Source organism: Streptomyces sp. SID8374, assembly GCF_009865135.1.
Classification (GTDB): domain Bacteria; phylum Actinomycetota; class Actinomycetes; order Streptomycetales; family Streptomycetaceae; genus Streptomyces.
Map to the genome: position 1 here is coordinate 4,300,583 of NZ_WWGH01000001.1, position 14,759 is coordinate 4,315,341.

General features: G+C 74.0%; 16 protein-coding genes. 9 read left to right on the top strand and 7 right to left on the bottom strand.

Translation table 11 applies throughout. The features are described from left to right. Positions 1-188: 188 nt before the first annotated feature. Both GTY67_RS19050 and GTY67_RS19055 read left to right on the top strand, forming a co-directional pair. The gene (locus GTY67_RS19050; protein ID WP_161279453.1) at positions 189-644 is read left to right on the top strand and encodes a MarR family transcriptional regulator; all 456 of its coding nucleotides are present in this window, start codon (positions 189-191) and stop codon (positions 642-644) included. A 72-nt stretch (positions 645-716) separates the two neighbouring features. Then, complete coding sequence (locus GTY67_RS19055) at positions 717-1,337, top strand: class E sortase (protein ID WP_161279454.1); 621 nt, start codon at positions 717-719, stop codon at positions 1,335-1,337. A gap of 4 nt (positions 1,338-1,341) precedes the next feature. Here the strand turns inward: GTY67_RS19055 and GTY67_RS19060 are convergent, their stop codons facing one another. Both GTY67_RS19060 and GTY67_RS19065 read right to left on the bottom strand, forming a co-directional pair. After that, positions 1,342-2,742, bottom strand: a complete 1,401-nt coding sequence (locus GTY67_RS19060; RefSeq protein WP_161279455.1) for an FAD-dependent oxidoreductase — start codon at positions 2,740-2,742, stop codon at positions 1,342-1,344. 76 nt (positions 2,743-2,818) lie between these two features. After that, the gene (locus GTY67_RS19065) at positions 2,819-3,532 is read right to left on the bottom strand and encodes a rhomboid-like protein (RefSeq protein ID WP_161279456.1); all 714 of its coding nucleotides are present in this window, start codon (positions 3,530-3,532) and stop codon (positions 2,819-2,821) included. Between the two features lie 34 nt (positions 3,533-3,566). Between GTY67_RS19065 and GTY67_RS19070 the strand changes: the two genes are divergently transcribed. Together GTY67_RS19070 and GTY67_RS19075 are read left to right on the top strand one after the other, a co-directional pair. Continuing rightward, positions 3,567-4,532 carry an aminoglycoside phosphotransferase family protein gene (locus tag GTY67_RS19070; RefSeq protein WP_161279457.1) on the top strand — a complete coding sequence of 322 codons (966 nt, stop codon included), beginning with the start codon at positions 3,567-3,569 and terminating at the stop codon, positions 4,530-4,532. A 28-nt stretch (positions 4,533-4,560) separates the two neighbouring features. Continuing rightward, positions 4,561-5,058: a GNAT family N-acetyltransferase gene (locus GTY67_RS19075; RefSeq protein ID WP_093693994.1), complete on the top strand. Its 498-nt coding sequence runs from the start codon at positions 4,561-4,563 to the stop codon at positions 5,056-5,058. Between the two features lie 173 nt (positions 5,059-5,231). On the opposite strand, the gene GTY67_RS19080 is transcribed toward GTY67_RS19075, so the two are convergent. Together GTY67_RS19080 and GTY67_RS19085 are read right to left on the bottom strand one after the other, a co-directional pair. Then, a complete protein-coding gene (locus GTY67_RS19080; protein WP_161279458.1) occupies positions 5,232-6,233 on the bottom strand; it encodes a zinc-binding dehydrogenase in 1,002 nt (333 codons plus the stop codon). 106 nt (positions 6,234-6,339) lie between these two features. Continuing rightward, a complete protein-coding gene (locus tag GTY67_RS19085; RefSeq protein WP_161279459.1) occupies positions 6,340-7,575 on the bottom strand; it encodes an NAD(P)-binding protein in 1,236 nt (411 codons plus the stop codon). 117 nt (positions 7,576-7,692) lie between these two features. Between GTY67_RS19085 and GTY67_RS19090 the strand changes: the two genes are divergently transcribed. Next, positions 7,693-8,394, top strand: a complete 702-nt coding sequence (locus tag GTY67_RS19090) for a pentapeptide repeat-containing protein (protein ID WP_202461494.1) — start codon at positions 7,693-7,695, stop codon at positions 8,392-8,394. An 18-nt stretch (positions 8,395-8,412) separates the two neighbouring features. On the opposite strand, the gene GTY67_RS19095 is transcribed toward GTY67_RS19090, so the two are convergent. Continuing rightward, positions 8,413-8,910 carry a hypothetical protein gene (locus tag GTY67_RS19095; RefSeq protein WP_028419539.1) on the bottom strand — a complete coding sequence of 166 codons (498 nt, stop codon included), beginning with the start codon at positions 8,908-8,910 and terminating at the stop codon, positions 8,413-8,415. A 102-nt stretch (positions 8,911-9,012) separates the two neighbouring features. Here GTY67_RS19095 and GTY67_RS34625 point away from each other — a divergent pair, with 102 nt between their 5' ends. After that, positions 9,013-9,183 carry a hypothetical protein gene (locus tag GTY67_RS34625; RefSeq protein ID WP_176727606.1) on the top strand — a complete coding sequence of 57 codons (171 nt, stop codon included), beginning with the start codon at positions 9,013-9,015 and terminating at the stop codon, positions 9,181-9,183. Between the two features lie 46 nt (positions 9,184-9,229). Here GTY67_RS34625 and GTY67_RS19100 read toward each other — a convergent pair whose 3' ends face one another. Then, on the bottom strand, positions 9,230-9,883 hold the full coding sequence (locus GTY67_RS19100) for a response regulator transcription factor (protein ID WP_161279460.1): 654 nt from the start codon (positions 9,881-9,883) through the stop codon (positions 9,230-9,232). Further along, positions 9,880-11,169: a sensor histidine kinase gene (locus tag GTY67_RS19105; RefSeq protein WP_161280171.1), complete on the bottom strand. Its 1,290-nt coding sequence runs from the start codon at positions 11,167-11,169 to the stop codon at positions 9,880-9,882. Before GTY67_RS19105 ends, GTY67_RS19100 begins: the two co-directional genes overlap by 4 nt. A gap of 251 nt (positions 11,170-11,420) precedes the next feature. On the opposite strand from GTY67_RS19105, the gene GTY67_RS19110 reads away from it, so the two are divergent. The 3 genes from GTY67_RS19110 (at position 11,421) to GTY67_RS19120 (ending at position 14,741) form a co-directional block, all read left to right on the top strand. Beyond that, positions 11,421-11,978 (top strand): heme-binding protein, encoded by a 558-nt coding sequence (locus GTY67_RS19110; protein WP_161279461.1) that lies wholly within the window; start codon positions 11,421-11,423, stop codon positions 11,976-11,978. A 59-nt stretch (positions 11,979-12,037) separates the two neighbouring features. Then, positions 12,038-13,252 (top strand): hypothetical protein, encoded by a 1,215-nt coding sequence (locus GTY67_RS19115; RefSeq protein WP_161279462.1) that lies wholly within the window; start codon positions 12,038-12,040, stop codon positions 13,250-13,252. Positions 13,253-13,346: 94 nt separating this feature from the next. Continuing rightward, on the top strand, positions 13,347-14,741 hold the full coding sequence (locus GTY67_RS19120) for a M1 family metallopeptidase (RefSeq protein ID WP_161279463.1): 1,395 nt from the start codon (positions 13,347-13,349) through the stop codon (positions 14,739-14,741). Positions 14,742-14,759 lie beyond the last annotated feature (18 nt).

Below are 14,759 nucleotides of genomic sequence, written 5' to 3' on the forward strand. Positions count from 1 at the left end.
CGGCGGTCGGTCCTCCCGGCTGGGCTGCGGGCGGTGAACTCTCCACGGGGTGTCTCCTTCTCGCCCTTGCGGGCCTGGTGTGCCCGAGCGCGGTGTGCCGGACGGACGTTCAGCTAGGCAAGATACATTGAATGTGCATCATGCACATCTTATGTATCATGCATATCTCGCGTGATATACCTGTACGCGTGGACATGCCCCTCGACCGGATCGAACGCGAGACCATGCTGCTCGGCCGGTACATGCACCTGCTCGCCCCGCGCGTCGAGTGGCGCCTCGACCGCAGCGCCTACATCCTGCTCAGCCGGATCGAGGTGGAGGGCCCCATGTCCATCAGCCAGCTCAGCGAGGCCTTCGGCCTGGACGCCTCCACCCTCAACCGGCAGACCGCCGCGATGCTCCGCGCCGGGGTCGTCGAGCGCATCCCGGACCCCGACGGGGGCATCGCCCGCAAGTTCGCCATCACCGACGAGGGCGCCCGCCGCCTCGACAGCGACCGCGAACGGAACGTGGCGGGCCTGGCGAAGGTCATGGCCGACTGGACGCCCGAGGAGGCGGAGCAGCTCGCCGTCTCGCTCAGCAGGCTGAACCTCTCCATCGAACGCCTCGACGGACGGCCCTGGCCGCGCGACTCCCGCGACTGACCCGTCCGGCGCTCTGGGGCCTGTCCTGGTGTACTGGAGGTACGGGCCCCGAGATGGATGGGGAGGGAGTTCATGCGCCGCCGTCGTCTTCGTACGCTTCCCGAGGCGCTCGCCTGTGCCGGTGCCGCCGTCCTGCTCACCGTGGGAGCGGCCGCCGCCCCCGCCGACCGCACCGAACCCCGTACCGAGACCGCCGTCCTCGCGATCCCCGCCATCGGCGTCGAGGACCTGGACGTCGTGCCGTACGAGGGGACCACCGACGACGTCCCCGGCAGCCGGATCCAGGACCGGGGCGTCGCCTCCAGTCCGTACGGGGAGGAGGGCGGGGTCGGGCCGGGGGATGTCGGCAACTACCTCGTCACCGCGCACCGGCTGAGCGCCGGCGGCGTGCTGCGCGATCTGCCGGATCTCGGCAAGGGCGATCCCGTGTACGTGGTCGAGGACGGCACCCGGTACACGTACGAGATCACCGCCACCCGGCAGACCTCCTTCCGCAGTGAGCGTTCGCTCGCCGAGCAGCGGGCCGAGGTGCCGGGGCGGCCCGGCGTGGAGCCGACCCGGGCGATGATCACGATCTCCACCTGTGCGACCCCCGAGGACGACGCCGCCGGGAACTTCTGGCGGGACGGCCTCGGCAACCCCGAGCACCGGATCGACAAGGTGGGCGTGCTGGTGGCCGAGGAGCCCGACTAGATCGTCAGTGGCGGCCCGAGATGCGGTCCGCCGCCTTGGCGATCGGGTCGGTGCCGGGGCGCGGGGAGACCGTCTCGCGGCGGTCGGCGGCGCGGTAGGCGGCGTACAGGCCGTGGACGCCGAGCCAGCGGAAGGGTTCCGGTTCCCAGCGGCGGACCTTGTGGTTGACCCAGGGAAGTGTCGTCAGGTCGGTGGGGCCCGCCTGGCCGGAGTCCTGCTGGATCAGGTCGCGCAGGGTGCGGGCGGCGAGGTTGGCGGTGGCGACGCCGGAGCCGACGTACCCGCCCGCCCAGCCGAGGCCCGTGGAGCGGTCCAGGGTGACGGTGGCGCACCAGTCGCGGGGGACGCCGAGGACGCCGGACCAGGCGTGGTCGATGCGGACGCCCGCCGTGGTGGGGAAGAGGCGGACCAGCAGGTCGCGGAGGGCGGCGATGGTGGCGGGCTGGGTGCGGCCGTCGTTGTCGGTGGCGGAGCCGTAGCGGTAGGGGTAGCCGCGGCCGCCGATGGCGATGCGGTCGTCGGCGGTGCGCTGGGCGTAGAGGTAGGCGTGGGCCATGTCGCCGAGGGTCTCGCGGCCCTCCCAGCCGATGGTGTCCCAGATGCGGGCGGGGAGCGGTTCGGTGGCGATCATGGAGGAGTTCATCGGCAGCCAGGTCCGCTTCAGCCCCTTGAGGCCCGCCGTGAAGCCCTCGGTGCAGCGCAGGATGTAGGGCGCGCGGACCGTGCCGTACGGGGTGACGGCGTGCTTGGGCTTGATCTCGGTGACCGGGGTCGACTCGTGGATCGTGACGCCGAGCGCCTCCACGGCGTCCGCGAGCCCCTTGACGAGCTTGGCGGGGTGGAGGCGGGCGCCGTGCGGGGTCCAGGTGGAGCCGACGGCTCCGGTGACATGCACGCGCTCGGCGGTCTCGCGGGCGCCGCGCAGGACCCGGTCGGTCTCCCCGAAGGCGACCTCGACGCTGTGGAAGTCCTTGAGGCGGGCGAGCTGGGCCGGGGTGTGGGCGACCTCCAGGACGCCGCCCTGGTGGATGTCGGCCTCGATCTTCTCCTCGGCGGCCACCCGGACGACCTCGCCGACCGTCTCGTTCATCGCCTTCTGGAGCCGTACGGCGGCGTCGTGGCCGTGCAGCTTCGCGTACCGTTCGCGGCCCGCGATGCCGTTGTACAGCCAGCCGCCGTTACGGCCGGAGGCCCCGTAACCGCAGAACTTGGCCTCCAGCACGGTGATGTTGAGGAAGGGGACGGCCTTCTTCAGGTAGTACGCCGTCCAGAGCCCCGTGTAGCCGCCGCCGACGATGCAGACGTCGGCGCTCGCGTCGCCGGGGAGGGGTTCGCGGGGGGCCGGTGTGCCCTCCTGCGCGTACCAGAACGATATGCCGCCGTTGACGGTACTGACGGTGCTCATGATGCCCCTGGGGTCCCTGTCCGGTGTGCCGGTGTCCCGTGCCCGGTGTGATGCCGAGCGTATGTGTGGCGGGACGTTACTGCGCGGTGGGGTGTTCCGTCTTCCGTGCCTTCCGGCGGGCGCGGGTCCGGGTGAGGGGGTAGCAGGCCAGGCCGGTCAGTACGGCGGTGAAGTGGCCCAGGTCGGTGACCGTGCGGCCGTCGGCGGCCAGGGGGATGCCGTAGACGACGAGGACGGCGAAGACGTAGACGTACCGCCATGGATGGGGCACCCGGTAGGTGAGGACGGCGACCACCCCGGCCAGGGCGTAACTCACCCCGACGTCGAGGGCGGTTGCCGCCGACTGCGGGGCCTGGTCGTGCCGGATGGCCCAGGCCAGCACGCCCTCGCTGACCAGCGTGGCCACGACGTGCGCGGTGACGGCGACCGCGAGCCAGCGCAGGGTGCCCAGCCAGTGTTCGGCGGTGGCGTGGAAGACGGTGAACAGGACGGCGTACGGGAGCCACCGGCCGCCGTCGATCCACAGGGCGCTGGCGACCAGGACCCGGAGGGGGTTCTGCGACAGCTCGTGGAGGTTGGTGGAGCGGTCCCTCAGGAACTCCTCCTCGAAGGCGGGGGACATCCGGTGCAGGACGACGGTGGTGACGAGGAGGACCGCCAGCCAGCTGTACGTGCCGGGGGCGGTGGCGATCCAGCGGCGTACGGCGGTGAGCCGGGTGCGGCCGTGGTGACGGTGGTCGGTTGCGCGTGTGCTGCCGTCGGCGGCGGGGCCCGGCTGTTCTCGGGGCATGGTCCGATTGACGCACGGCCCTAGGATCCAGGGCGTGATCGACATCCCGGACGAACTGATCGCCACTCAGTACGCATACAACGGCGCGGCGGGGCGGGCCTTCGTCGCCGCGCTGCCGGGCCTCGCCGGCCGGTTCCTGGAGGAGTGGGGGCTGCGGCGGGACGGGGCCGCGATGTACGGCATGTGCGCGCTGGTCCTGCCGGTGGTGCGGGCGGCGGACGGGGTGCCGGCCGCGCTGAAGCTCCAGTTGGTGGACGAGGAGACGGTGGGCGAGCCGGTCGCGCTGCGGGCGTGGGGTACGGCGGGGGCCGGGGCGGTGGGGGTGCTCGGCCATGACCCGGAGACCGGGGCGCTGCTGCTCGAACGGCTGGACGAGGGGCGGCCGTTGTCGGGAATGGCCGGGGGCGGTGGCGTCCCCGGGGGGAGCCGTCTCGTGGGCGAGGTGGCCGACGCCCGGCGCGCGGTGGCGGTGCTCGGCGGGGTGCTGGCCCGGCTGGCGGCGGTCCCCGCGCCGGAGGGGCTGCGCACCCTGGGCGACGCGGTGGAGCGGATGCTGGCGGCGGCTCCGGAGGCGGTGGGGCGGCTGGCGGACGCGGCGGAGCGGCGGCTGCTCGCGGACTGCGCTGCGGCGGTAGGGGAGGTGGCGGGCGAGCCGGGGGACCGGCTGCTCCACTGGGACCTGCACTACGACAACATCCTGGCGGGCCGCGCGGACGCGGGGCGGGCGGGGGAGTGGGTGGCCCTGGACCCCAAGCCGCTGGCGGGGGACCCGGGGTTCGAGCTGTTCCCGGCGCTGGACAACCTGTTCGACGCCGGGGAGGTGGTGTGGCGGTTCGACGCGTTGACGGAGGCGCTGGGCATGGAGCGGGACCGGGAGCGCGCGCGGGCCTGGACGCTGGGGCGGGTGCTCCAGAACGCGGTGTGGGGGACCGGGGACGGGGAGCGCGAACTGGCCCCGGACCACGCGGAGATCGCGCGGCGGCTGCTGGGGGCGGGGTGAGGCCGGGAGGGCTGTCTACGCTGACCCCGTGATCCGTACCGCTACGCCCGACGACGTCCCTGTCCTGCACGCCCTGGTGCGTGAACTCGCCGCGTACGAGAAGTCCCTCGACGAAGTGGTCGCCTCCCAGGAGCAGTTGAGGGAGGCGCTGTTCGGCGAGCGCCCCGCCGCGTACGCGCATGTGGCGACGGCCGGGGAGGACGGCGGCGAAGTGGTCGGCTTCGCCCTGTGGTTCCTGAACTTCTCCACCTGGCGCGGGGTGCACGGGATCTACCTGGAGGACCTGTACGTCCGCCCGGACCGGCGCGGCGGCGGCCACGGCAAGGCGCTGCTGGCGGAGTTGGCGCGGATCTGTGTGGAGCGCGGGTACGAGCGGCTGGAGTGGTCGGTGCTCAACTGGAACGCCCCGTCCATCGCGTTCTACGAGTCCCTGGGCGCGCGGGCGCAGGACGAGTGGACGGTGTACCGGTTGACGGGCGGGGCGTTGGGGCGGCTGGGGGCGGCGGGCGGCCGGGTGGGGGCCTGAGGGACGCTGCCCGGCACGCTCTTACGGCGTTACGGCGTTACGGCGTTACGGCGTTACGGGAGCACGGGAGCACGGGGTCATGGCGGCACGGGGTTATGGCGTTACGGGGTCGCGGGGTCACGACGCCGCGGCCCCGGGACTTCGGGGCCCAGTGGCGTCATGGCCCCACCGCCTCACGGCTCCAGCACCACCTTGCCGGTCGTGCCGCGCGTCTCCAGCGCCCGGTGCGCGGCGGCCGCTTCCGCGAGCGGGTAGCGCTGGACGGCGGGGCGCAGCCGGCCCGCCGCCGCCTCGGCGAGGGCGCGGGTCTCCAGGACGCGCAGGCCGCCGCCCCTCTCGACCAGCTGGGGCCCGAGGACGGAGCCGGAGGTGATGGCGCGTCCGGCCAGCTCCTCCGGGGTGAAGGTGAGGGGCTTCCCGTCGTGGAGGCCCTCGCCGGACCAGCCGTAGACGACGTGCTGCCCGCCCTTGCCGAGCAGGTCGACCGCGCTGCGGGCGGTGGTCCCGCCGACGGAGTCGTAGACGACGGTGGCCCACAGGCCGGTCGCGTCGAGGAAGGCGCGGGCGTGGTCGGGCCAGTTCGGGAGGGTGTAGTCGAGGGCGAGGTCGGCGCCGTTCGCCTCCGCCCGGGCGACCTTGGCGGGGCCGCCGGCCAGGGCGATCACGGTGGCTCCGGCGCTCTTGGCGTACTGGACGATGAGGGTGCCGATCCCGCCCGCCGCCGCGGTGACGACGGCCACGGAGTCGGGGCCGAGGTCGGTGAAGGAGAGGATGCCGAGGGCGGTGCGGCCGGTGCCGATCATGGCGACGGCTTCGGCGGCGCCGAGGTCGCCGGGGATCTCGTGGAGCTTATCGGCCTTGGTGACGGTGAGTTCGGCGTACCCGCCCGGCGCCGTGCCGATGTGGGCGACGACGCGCTTGCCGAGCCAGCCGGGGCCGGTGCCCTCGCCGAGCGACTCGACCGTCCCGGCGACCTCGCGGCCGGGGATGGTGGGAAGCGCGGCGGGGGCGGGGAAGGGGCCGGTGTGCCCTTCCCGCAGCGCGGTGTCCAGGAGGTGCACGCCGGCGGCCTCGACGGCGATGCGGACCTGGCCGGGGCCGGGTACGGGGTCCTCGGTCCGTTCGTACGAGAGGTTCTCGGCGGGGCCGAAGGTGTGGAGGCGGATGGCGTACATGAAGGGCTCCCTCGGGCTGCGGGCTGCGGGACTGCCCGCGCTGGCTGCGGGGCGGCCCGGGCGGGCGTGCCCCCAGGTGGGCGGGCGGTGCCCTCAGCCTCGTACCTCAGGTTCGGTTGAGGTCAACCCCGTATCCGGAGCGCTGCCCGGAGCGTGGTCCGGCGGCCTTCACGGCGAGCAGCGCGGCTTCGATGCCGCTGGTGAAGGAGGCCTCGCTGAGGAGCCCGGGGGCGGCGACCTGGTCGCCCGCCAGGAAGATGCCGTCGCCCCGGACGATCGCGGGCCGGTCCCGCCAGGTGGTGCCGGGGCGGTCGACGGCCCCGGTGCGGCCGTCGGCCAGGGCCTCGGTGCGCCGGGTGGTGCGCTCCCGCCAGCCGGGGAAGCCGAGGTCGAGGAGCTCCTCGGCGCGGGCGGTCCCCTCGGCCCTGCGCGCGTCGGGCCCGATCGGGAACTGGCCCTGGAGCAGCTGCTCCCCGGCCGGGGCGAGGCCGGGGTCCTGGGCGGTGAACCGTTCGACCCAGCCGGGCGCGTCCAGATCCGACACGACGAACGCGTCGCCGCGCCGGGTGCGCACGGCCAGGTCCACGAGGACGGTGCGGCCGCTCTCCCAGGTGAGGGAGGCGTCGTCGAGGAGGGTGCGGGCGGCGCCGAGGGAGGTGGCGACGACGACCGGTCCGGTACGGGCCAGCTCGCCGAGCGTACGGGTGTCGACGCGGGCGGCCGTCTCGACGGCGACCCCGAGGCCGCGGGCGTGCCCGGCCATCCGGTCGACGGGCCGCGCCCAGCCGCCGACCGGGTAGCGGGCCTCGGGCGGGAGCGAGGAGAGCCGGTGCAGGCGCTCCTGGACGAACCGGGCGGAGAGCGCGCCGGGGTCGTGGTGGAAGAGCGCGGCGGCGGCGAAGTGCGCGGCGGCCCGGGCGCCCTCGTCCCCGACCTGGCCGGCGGCCCAGCTCCGGAAGTCGGCGTCCACGGGGGCGGTGCGGGGGCTGCGACGGGCGAGCCGCAGCAGAGCGGCGGGCGGGACCCGGCGGAGCGCGCCCGCGCGCCGGAAGCGGAAGCGGAGGGCTTCGAGGGGCGGTACGGAGACGACGGACCCGAGCAGATCGCGCCGGGCCAGCCACGCCCAGTGCGGCCCGCCCCGGTACAGGGCGTGCGGCCCCTCGTTGGTGCGGTACGGCCCGTCGGTGGTCCTGGCCCGGCCGCCGAGCGTCCGGTGGCCCTCGTACAGGGTGACCCGGGCGCCCGATTCGGCCGCGGTGATGGCGGCGGTGAGCCCGGCGAGGCCGCCGCCGATGACATGGACGTGGACGTCGGTGCGGGTCTGGCGGTGGATGTGCTCCATGGCGGGAACTCCTTCGCGTCTTTGATGATGCGACGGATCGGGGGCGGTGGCGCGTGACATGGGGCTGCCCGACCGGGGCTGGGGGCGTTGTCAGTGGCGTACGTCACGATGGGGGGCATGGCGACGAGCACGGGCAGGACGACCAGGGCCAAGAAGGGCACCAAGGACACCATCGCGGCGGCGCGGCGCCCGGAGGTGCGGCTGCCGCCCCTCGTCCCGTACGACGGCGAGGGGCTGGAGCCGGACGGCGACTACGACGGGGTGCGGTTCGACGGGACGGACCTGGCGGACGCGTCGGGACCGGGCGCGCGGTTCATGGACTGCGCGCTGGAGGGCTGCGCCCTGGACCGTACGGAGCTGGCGCGGGCCCGCTTCATGGACTCGGTCCTGACGGGCGTACGGGGCGTGGGCACCGACCTCTCGGAGGCGTCGCTGCGGGACGTGGAGGTGGTGGACGCGCGGCTCGGCGGGGTGCAGCTGCACGGGGCGGTGCTGGAGCGGGTGGTGGTGCGCGGCGGGAAGATCGACTACCTGAACCTGCGCAAGGCCCGGCTGAAGGACGTGGTCTTCGAGGGCTGTGTGCTCTCCGAGCCCGACTTCGGCGACGCGCACCTGGTGCGGGTGGAGTTCCGGGACTGTGTGCTGAAGCGGGCCGACTTCAGCGCGGTGCGCATGGACTCCGTGGACCTGCGGACGGTGGCCGAGCTGGACATCGCGCGCGGGGTGGAGCGGCTGGCGGGCGCGGTGATCAGCCCGTCCCAGCTGATGGAGCTGGCCCCCGCGTTCGCGGCGCAGATCGGGGTGCGGGTGGAGGCGTGAGGCGTACGCGGGGCGCGGTCAGAGCCGGGGGAAGCGGGCCTGGAGGTCCCAGATCACCGGGTTGTCGGCGAGGCCGTCGTGCATGTCGGCCAGGTCGGCGATCAGGTCGTGCAGGAAGTCCCGGGCCTCGCGGCGCAGCAGGGAGTGGCTGAAGGTGAGCGGGGGCTCGTCGCCGGGCATCCAGTCCGCCTCGACGTCGACCCACCCGAAGCGCCGCTCGAAGATCATGACGTCGGACGACTCGGTGAAGTCCAGCTCCGCGTACTGCCGCCGGTGCGAGCGGTTGCCCCGGGGATCCTGGTCGATCTGCTCCACGATGTCGCACAGCGCCCACGCGAAGTCCAGCACCGGAACCCACCCCCAGGCTGTGGACACCTCACGGTCCGCCTTGGTGTCCGCGAGGTAGACGTCCCCGGAGAACAGATCGTGCCGCAGCGCGCGGACGTCCGCGCGGCGGTAGTCGGTCTGCGGGGGGTCGGGGAAGCGGCGGGAGAGGGAGTAGCCGATGTCGAGCACGGATCGATGGTGTCATGCCCGGTCGGGGCGGGCCGACACGATCGGGCGAACGGGAATGCATATGCCTCATGCGCATGCGGGCAGGTCCCTGGTCTCCGGCATATGGTCAGTTCGCCTCAGCTGGTCCTCTGCCGGGACAAGGGGACGGCCGAGTGGGCAGCTGAGTCCATCCGTACCGGCCTGAAGAAGCCCCCGAGCCTCGCCGTACTCGACGTGTGGTTCGAGCGTGCCATCACCGCGCCCACCGCCGACGCGGTGGTCGACGAGAGCTGACGGCAAAGGCCTGGCCCGGCCGTGTCACGGCCCTGGCCCGGCCGGGTCACGGCAGCAGCCGCTGTTCCTTGGCCACCGCCACCGCGCCCGCGCGGGTGTCGACGCCGAGTTTGTCGTAGATGCGGCCCAGGTGGGTCTTGACCGTGGCCTCGCTGATGAACAGGGCGCGGGCGATGTCGCGGTTGCCGAGGCCCTGGGAGAGCTGGGCCAGGATGTCGCGTTCGCGGTCGGTGAGGGTGGGGCGGGGGCTGCGCATGCGGGCCATGACCCGGCTGGCCACGGGGGCCGAGAGGGTGGTGCGGCCCTGGGCGGCCGAGCGGATGGCGGCGAACAGCTCCTCCGGGCGTTCCGCCTTCAGCAGGTAGCCGGTGGCCCCCGCCTCGATGGCCCGGGTGATGTCGGCGTCGGTGTCGTACGTGGTCAGCACCAGGACGTGGACCGTGCCTTCGGCCGCGATGCGGCGGGTCGCCTCGACGCCGTCGATGCCCTCGCCGAGCTGGAGGTCCATGAGGACGACGTCCGGGGTGAGGCGGGCGGCGAGCACCACCGCCTCCTCGCCGCTGCCCGCCTCGCCGACGACCTCGATGTCCGGTTCGCTGCCGAGGAGGGCGAGCAGGCCGGCGCGGACGACCACGTGGTCGTCGCAGAGCAGGATGCGTACGGGAGCGGGGGGCGTCTGCGGGCTGCCTTGGCCGGTCATGCGGGGGCCTCCGGGGCGGTGGGAGCGGTCAGGTCGGTGGGCGTGAGCGGGACCTCGGCCGAAAGCACCGTGCCCTCGCCCGGCGCCGACTCGATCGTCAGCGTTCCGCCGAGCTGCTGCACGCGGGCCCGGATCGCGGGGAGCCCGTGGCCCCGTACGGCGTGTTCGTCGCGCACCCCGGCCCGCTCCGGCGTGAAGCCGCGGCCGTTGTCGCCGATGTCCAGGACCACCCGGTCGTCCAGGTGGGTCAGGGTCAGACCGGCGGCGGTGGCACCCGCGTGCTCCCGTACGTTGGCGAGGGCCCCCTGGGCGATCCGCAGCAGCGCGGACTGCACCCGGTCCGGCAGCGGGGCGTGCGGGGTGCCCTCCACATGGCAGCGGACGGTGAGCGCCCCCTGTGCCTGGGCCGTTTCGCGGGCCGCCAGTGCGTGCAGGGCCGACTCCAGGCCGCCGCCCTCCGCCAGGTCGGCCGGGGCCAGGTCGTGGACGAAGCGGCGGGCCTCGGCGAGGTTGCGTTCCGCGATGCCCGTGGCCGTACGGACGTGGCGGCGGGCGGCGTCCGGGTCCGCGTCCCAGGTGCGGTCGGCGGCCTGGAGCAGCATCTGCTGGCTGGACAGGCCCTGCGCCAGGGTGTCGTGGATCTCCATGGAGAGCCGCTGGCGCTCGGCGAGGGTCCCCTCGCGCCGCTCGGTGGCGGCCAGTTCGCGCCGGGTGCGCAGCAGGTCGTCGATCAGCTCGCGCTGACGTGCCGCCAGTTCCCGCTGGCGTACGGCCTGCCGCTGCATATGGACGAATACGGCGGTGGCGACGGCCGCCACGGCGGGCGGGGCCAGCACCAGGTTCGGGTCGAACCCGGTGGCCAGGCGCAGTTGCGCGGCCACCACGAACGCGGTCAGCAGCGCGACCAGCGCGAGCGCCGCGCGCGGCGGCAGGATGCGCAGCCCGGTGTAGAACAGCGGCACCGCACACCACGCGAAGCTCGGCGCCAGCACGACCAGCACCATCCACACGGCGACGAGCACCCCGAGCCAGGTTAGCCGGCGCGGGGTGGGGCGCGAGCCGAGGACGGGGCCCAGGAGGTAGAGCACGGCCAGCGTGATCGACAGCGCGATGATCCACGGCGTACGGGCCTCGCCCGGGTGCCGCATCAGGAACCGGGTCAGCGAGGCGCCGAGCAGCAGGAAGAACGCGGCGTGCATGAGGAGCGCGAGCCAGCGAGCGTCGGGGTCGGGGCCGGTGGCCGTGCCGTCCCCCTCCGCCTCCCGTGCACCGCTCCGGTGCTCCACCCTGTACCTCACGTTCCCTCGTTGACCTGCGCAGATCCCCCCATGGTGACCCGGCCCGGCCACCCCCGCATCAACCGATCGGCCGACAGGGGCGTCAGCCGTCCCGCGCCCCCGTTGCAGCCGGTACGTCGACCGTACGGGGCCGGGTGTGCCGGGAGGATCGACGGCAGAGAGCGAAACGCCCGGCCGGACCACCGATCGGGCCGCGTGTCCGCGTCGTCGGGCCGCCCGGAAACCACCAAGGAGCCACCATGAAGAAGCTGTCGCTGCGTGCCCGCGTCCTCACCGGTACCGTCGCCGTCGCCGCCCTCGGGGCCGGGACCTTCGGCGCCGTCTCCGCGAGCGCCTCCGCCCCGGCCGCCGCCCCCGCCGCGGCGGTCAAGGCCGACACGGACAACCGCAACCTCCAGCAGAGCACCCACCTCACCGTGGCCGCAGCCACCAAGGCCGCGCAGGCGACGCTGGACGCCGCGAAGAAGGAGAACCAGCGCGTCTCGGTCGCCGTCGTCGACCGCAACGGCAACACCATCGTGACCCTGCGCGGCGACGGCGCCGGCCCGCAGTCCCCCGAGTCCGCCGTGAAGAAGGCGTTCACCGCCGTCTCCTGGAACGCCCCCACCTCCGAGCTGGCGGGGCGCCTGGAGCAGGCCCCGAACCTGAAGGACATCCCTGGCACCCTGTTCCTCGCGGGCGGCGCCCCGGTGCAGGTCAAGGGCGCCCCCGTGGCGGGCATCGGCGTGGCGGGCGCGCCCAGCGGCGACCTCGACGAGAAGTTCGCCCAGGCGGGCGTCGCCTCCCTCACCCGGTAGTCACCCCGTACGCACGGAACTCCGGCAGCCACCCTCGTACGCACGGAACGGAGAGGTCCATGAACGCCCTCCGCGCACGCCGGTTCACGCTGGCGTTCACCGCGGCCGCCGTCCTCGCCGGGTGCGCTTCCGGTGCGCCGGAGGCCGCCCCGGACACGACCGGAACGACCGCGTCCGCCGCCCCCGACGCAACGGGAACCACCCCCAAAGGCACCCTCCTCGTAGCCGACTTCGGCAGCGACACCGTGACCTTTGTGGACCCCGGACGCGACGGGTCCGGCAAGGTCGGTCGGCCCATCGCCTCCGTCGTGGTCGGCACCGCCCCCTACGGGCTCGTCGTCGGCGAGGACGGCCGGGCATGGGTGGCCACCGCCGAAGGCGTCGCCGTGGTGGACACGCAGCGGCGGACCCGGCTCGCGACCATCCCGTACGAGACGGAGACCGGGCCCGTCACCACCGGCGAGTACCGGGGCGGCGGCATGGGCATCGCCCTGGCCCCCGACGGCCGGCACGTCTACGTCGGGGTCAACGTGCCCGGCGGCGACGGCACGGTGGAGGTCATCGACACCGCGACCAGCGAGGTCACCGGGGCCGCTCCGGTCGGCCGCCGCCCCTTCGACGTGGACGTCTCGCCGGACGGCCGCGAGGTGTACGCCACCGGCCACGACTCCTTCGACGTGACGGCGGTCGACACGGGCACCCTGCGGACGCGGCGCATGGAAGTCGCCCCGTACGGCACCGAGGGCGGGCTCGGCTCCTGGCTGAAGCCGCACTACGCCGTCGTACGCCCCCGGGACGGCAAGCTGCTCCTGCCCTTCGAGGGGGAGCGGCTCGCGGTCCTCGACCCGCGTACGGGGAAGGTGGAGACCGAGCCGATGACGGCCGACACCCACCAGCACGGTGCGGCCCTCACCCCCGACGGCACCCTCCTCGTCGTCGGCACCGGCCCGATCGGCGCGGACGACGAGGCCGCCTCGCTCACCGTCCGCACCCCCGACGGCAAGGAGCGGGTCGTCCCGCTGGACGGGCCGCACGAGGACGTGGCGGTGTCGGCGGACGGCCGAACGGCGTACGTCACCGGCGGGTTCACCCGCGACGGGTACTGGAACGGGATCACCGTCGTGGACCTGGAAGACGGCCAGGGCGGCGAGGGCGGCAAGACCGGCGAGGACGGCCCGGACGGCGACAACGGCGCCCACAGCACCACCGACCAGAAAAACAAGCCGGTCCGGCTGGAAGCAGGCAACCGACCCCTCGGTATCGCCATCCTCTGAGTCGGGAGCCGTCCGCCCGTCCCCCGGGGCGGGCGGCTCCTTCCCCTCCCCCTTCACGGCGCACCGCACCGAACCCGGCGCCTACGATCGTCCGGTGAACCTCCCTCGCCCGGCCGCCGTCCCCCTCCTCCTGGCCCTGGCCCTCCTCGGTGCGGGCTGTTCCGGCGGGGTCGAGGGCACCCCGGGAGCTGTCGGGCTCCGCGACCCCTACTTCCCGGGGCTCGGCAACGGCGGCTACGACGTCACCCACTACGGCCTGGAACTCGACGTCGACCCGGCCGCGAACCGGCTGCGCGGTACGGCCACGATCACCGCGCGCGCCACCCAGGACCTGAGCGCCTTCCACCTCGACCTGGCCGGACTCGATGTCGAGGGCGCCACGGTGGAGGGGCGCCGGGCGTCCGTGAACCGGGCGGGCAAGGAGCTGACGATCCGGCCGGGCGCCGCCGTGGAGGACCGGCTGCGCAAGGGGCGCACGTTCACCACCGTCGTGCGCTACTCCGGCTCCCCGCAGGCCATCAAGGACGCGGACGGCGGGGAGGAGGGCTGGCTGCGGACGGCGGACGGCGCGGTCGCCCTCGGGGAGCCGGCCGGGTCGATGGCCTGGTTCCCCGGCAACCACCACCCGAGCGACAAGGCCGCGTACGACATCGAGGTCACCGTCCCCGACCCGCTGACGGCCGTCTCCAACGGGGAGCTGGTCTCCCGGAGCACCGCCGACGGCCGTACCGCCTACCACTGGCGCACCACCGAACCGATGGCCAGCTATCTGGCGACCGTCGCCGTCGGCCGGTTCACCACCCGGCAGTCGCGCACGCCCGACGGCATCCGGCTGTTCACCGCCGTGGACCCGGAGTCGGCGGCCGCGAGCAAGGACGTGCTGGAGGAGATCCCGGCCGTACTGGCGTGGTCGGCGGAGAAGTTCGGCCCGTACCCCTTCACCTCCGCCGGGGCGATCGTGGAGCGCGAGGGCGACTCGGCGTACGCGCTGGAGACCCAGAACCGGCCCGTCTTCCCCGGCCCGCCCGACACCGCGCTCCTCGTCCACGAGCTGGCCCACCAGTGGTTCGGGAACTCCGTCACCCCCGCGACCTGGCGGGACCTGTGGCTCAACGAGGGGTTCGCCACGTACGCGGAGTGGCTCTGGGCCGCCGACCACGAGGACGTACCGGTCCGGAAGAGCTTCGAGGCGGCGTACGCGGACGACGCCAACTGGTCGTTCCCGCCCGCCGATCCGCCGGGCGCCGCCGATCTGTTCGAGCCGCCGGTGTACGCGCGGGGCGCGATGGTCGTCCACCGTATCCGGCTCGCGATCGACGACGACGCGGCGTTCTTCGCCCTGGTCAAGGGGTGGACGAAGGCGCACCGGCACGGGAACGCGTCGACCGCCGACTTCACCGCGTACGTCGAGGAGGAGACGGGCCAGGACCTCACCGCGCTGTGGGACACCTGGCTGTACGGCGAAAGCCGGCCACCCGTGAAGGGCTGACCGGCTTCCGCGTTCCGC

Coding starts and splice junctions, on each gene's coding strand:
- GTY67_RS19055 (WP_161279454.1), top strand. CDS start 717: ATGCGCCGCCGTCGTCTTCGTACGCTTCCCGAGGCGCTCGCCTGTGCC.
- GTY67_RS19065 (WP_161279456.1), bottom strand. CDS start 3,532: ATGCCCCGAGAACAGCCGGGCCCCGCCGCCGACGGCAGCACACGCGCA.
- GTY67_RS19090 (WP_202461494.1), top strand. CDS start 7,693: ATGGCGACGAGCACGGGCAGGACGACCAGGGCCAAGAAGGGCACCAAG.
- GTY67_RS19115 (WP_161279462.1), top strand. CDS start 12,038: ATGAACGCCCTCCGCGCACGCCGGTTCACGCTGGCGTTCACCGCGGCC.
- GTY67_RS19085 (WP_161279459.1), bottom strand. CDS start 7,575: ATGGAGCACATCCACCGCCAGACCCGCACCGACGTCCACGTCCATGTC.
- GTY67_RS19110 (WP_161279461.1), top strand. CDS start 11,421: ATGAAGAAGCTGTCGCTGCGTGCCCGCGTCCTCACCGGTACCGTCGCC.
- GTY67_RS19080 (WP_161279458.1), bottom strand. CDS start 6,233: ATGTACGCCATCCGCCTCCACACCTTCGGCCCCGCCGAGAACCTCTCG.
- GTY67_RS19100 (WP_161279460.1), bottom strand. CDS start 9,883: ATGACCGGCCAAGGCAGCCCGCAGACGCCCCCCGCTCCCGTACGCATC.
- GTY67_RS19060 (WP_161279455.1), bottom strand. CDS start 2,742: ATGAGCACCGTCAGTACCGTCAACGGCGGCATATCGTTCTGGTACGCG.
- GTY67_RS34625 (WP_176727606.1), top strand. CDS start 9,013: ATGGTCAGTTCGCCTCAGCTGGTCCTCTGCCGGGACAAGGGGACGGCC.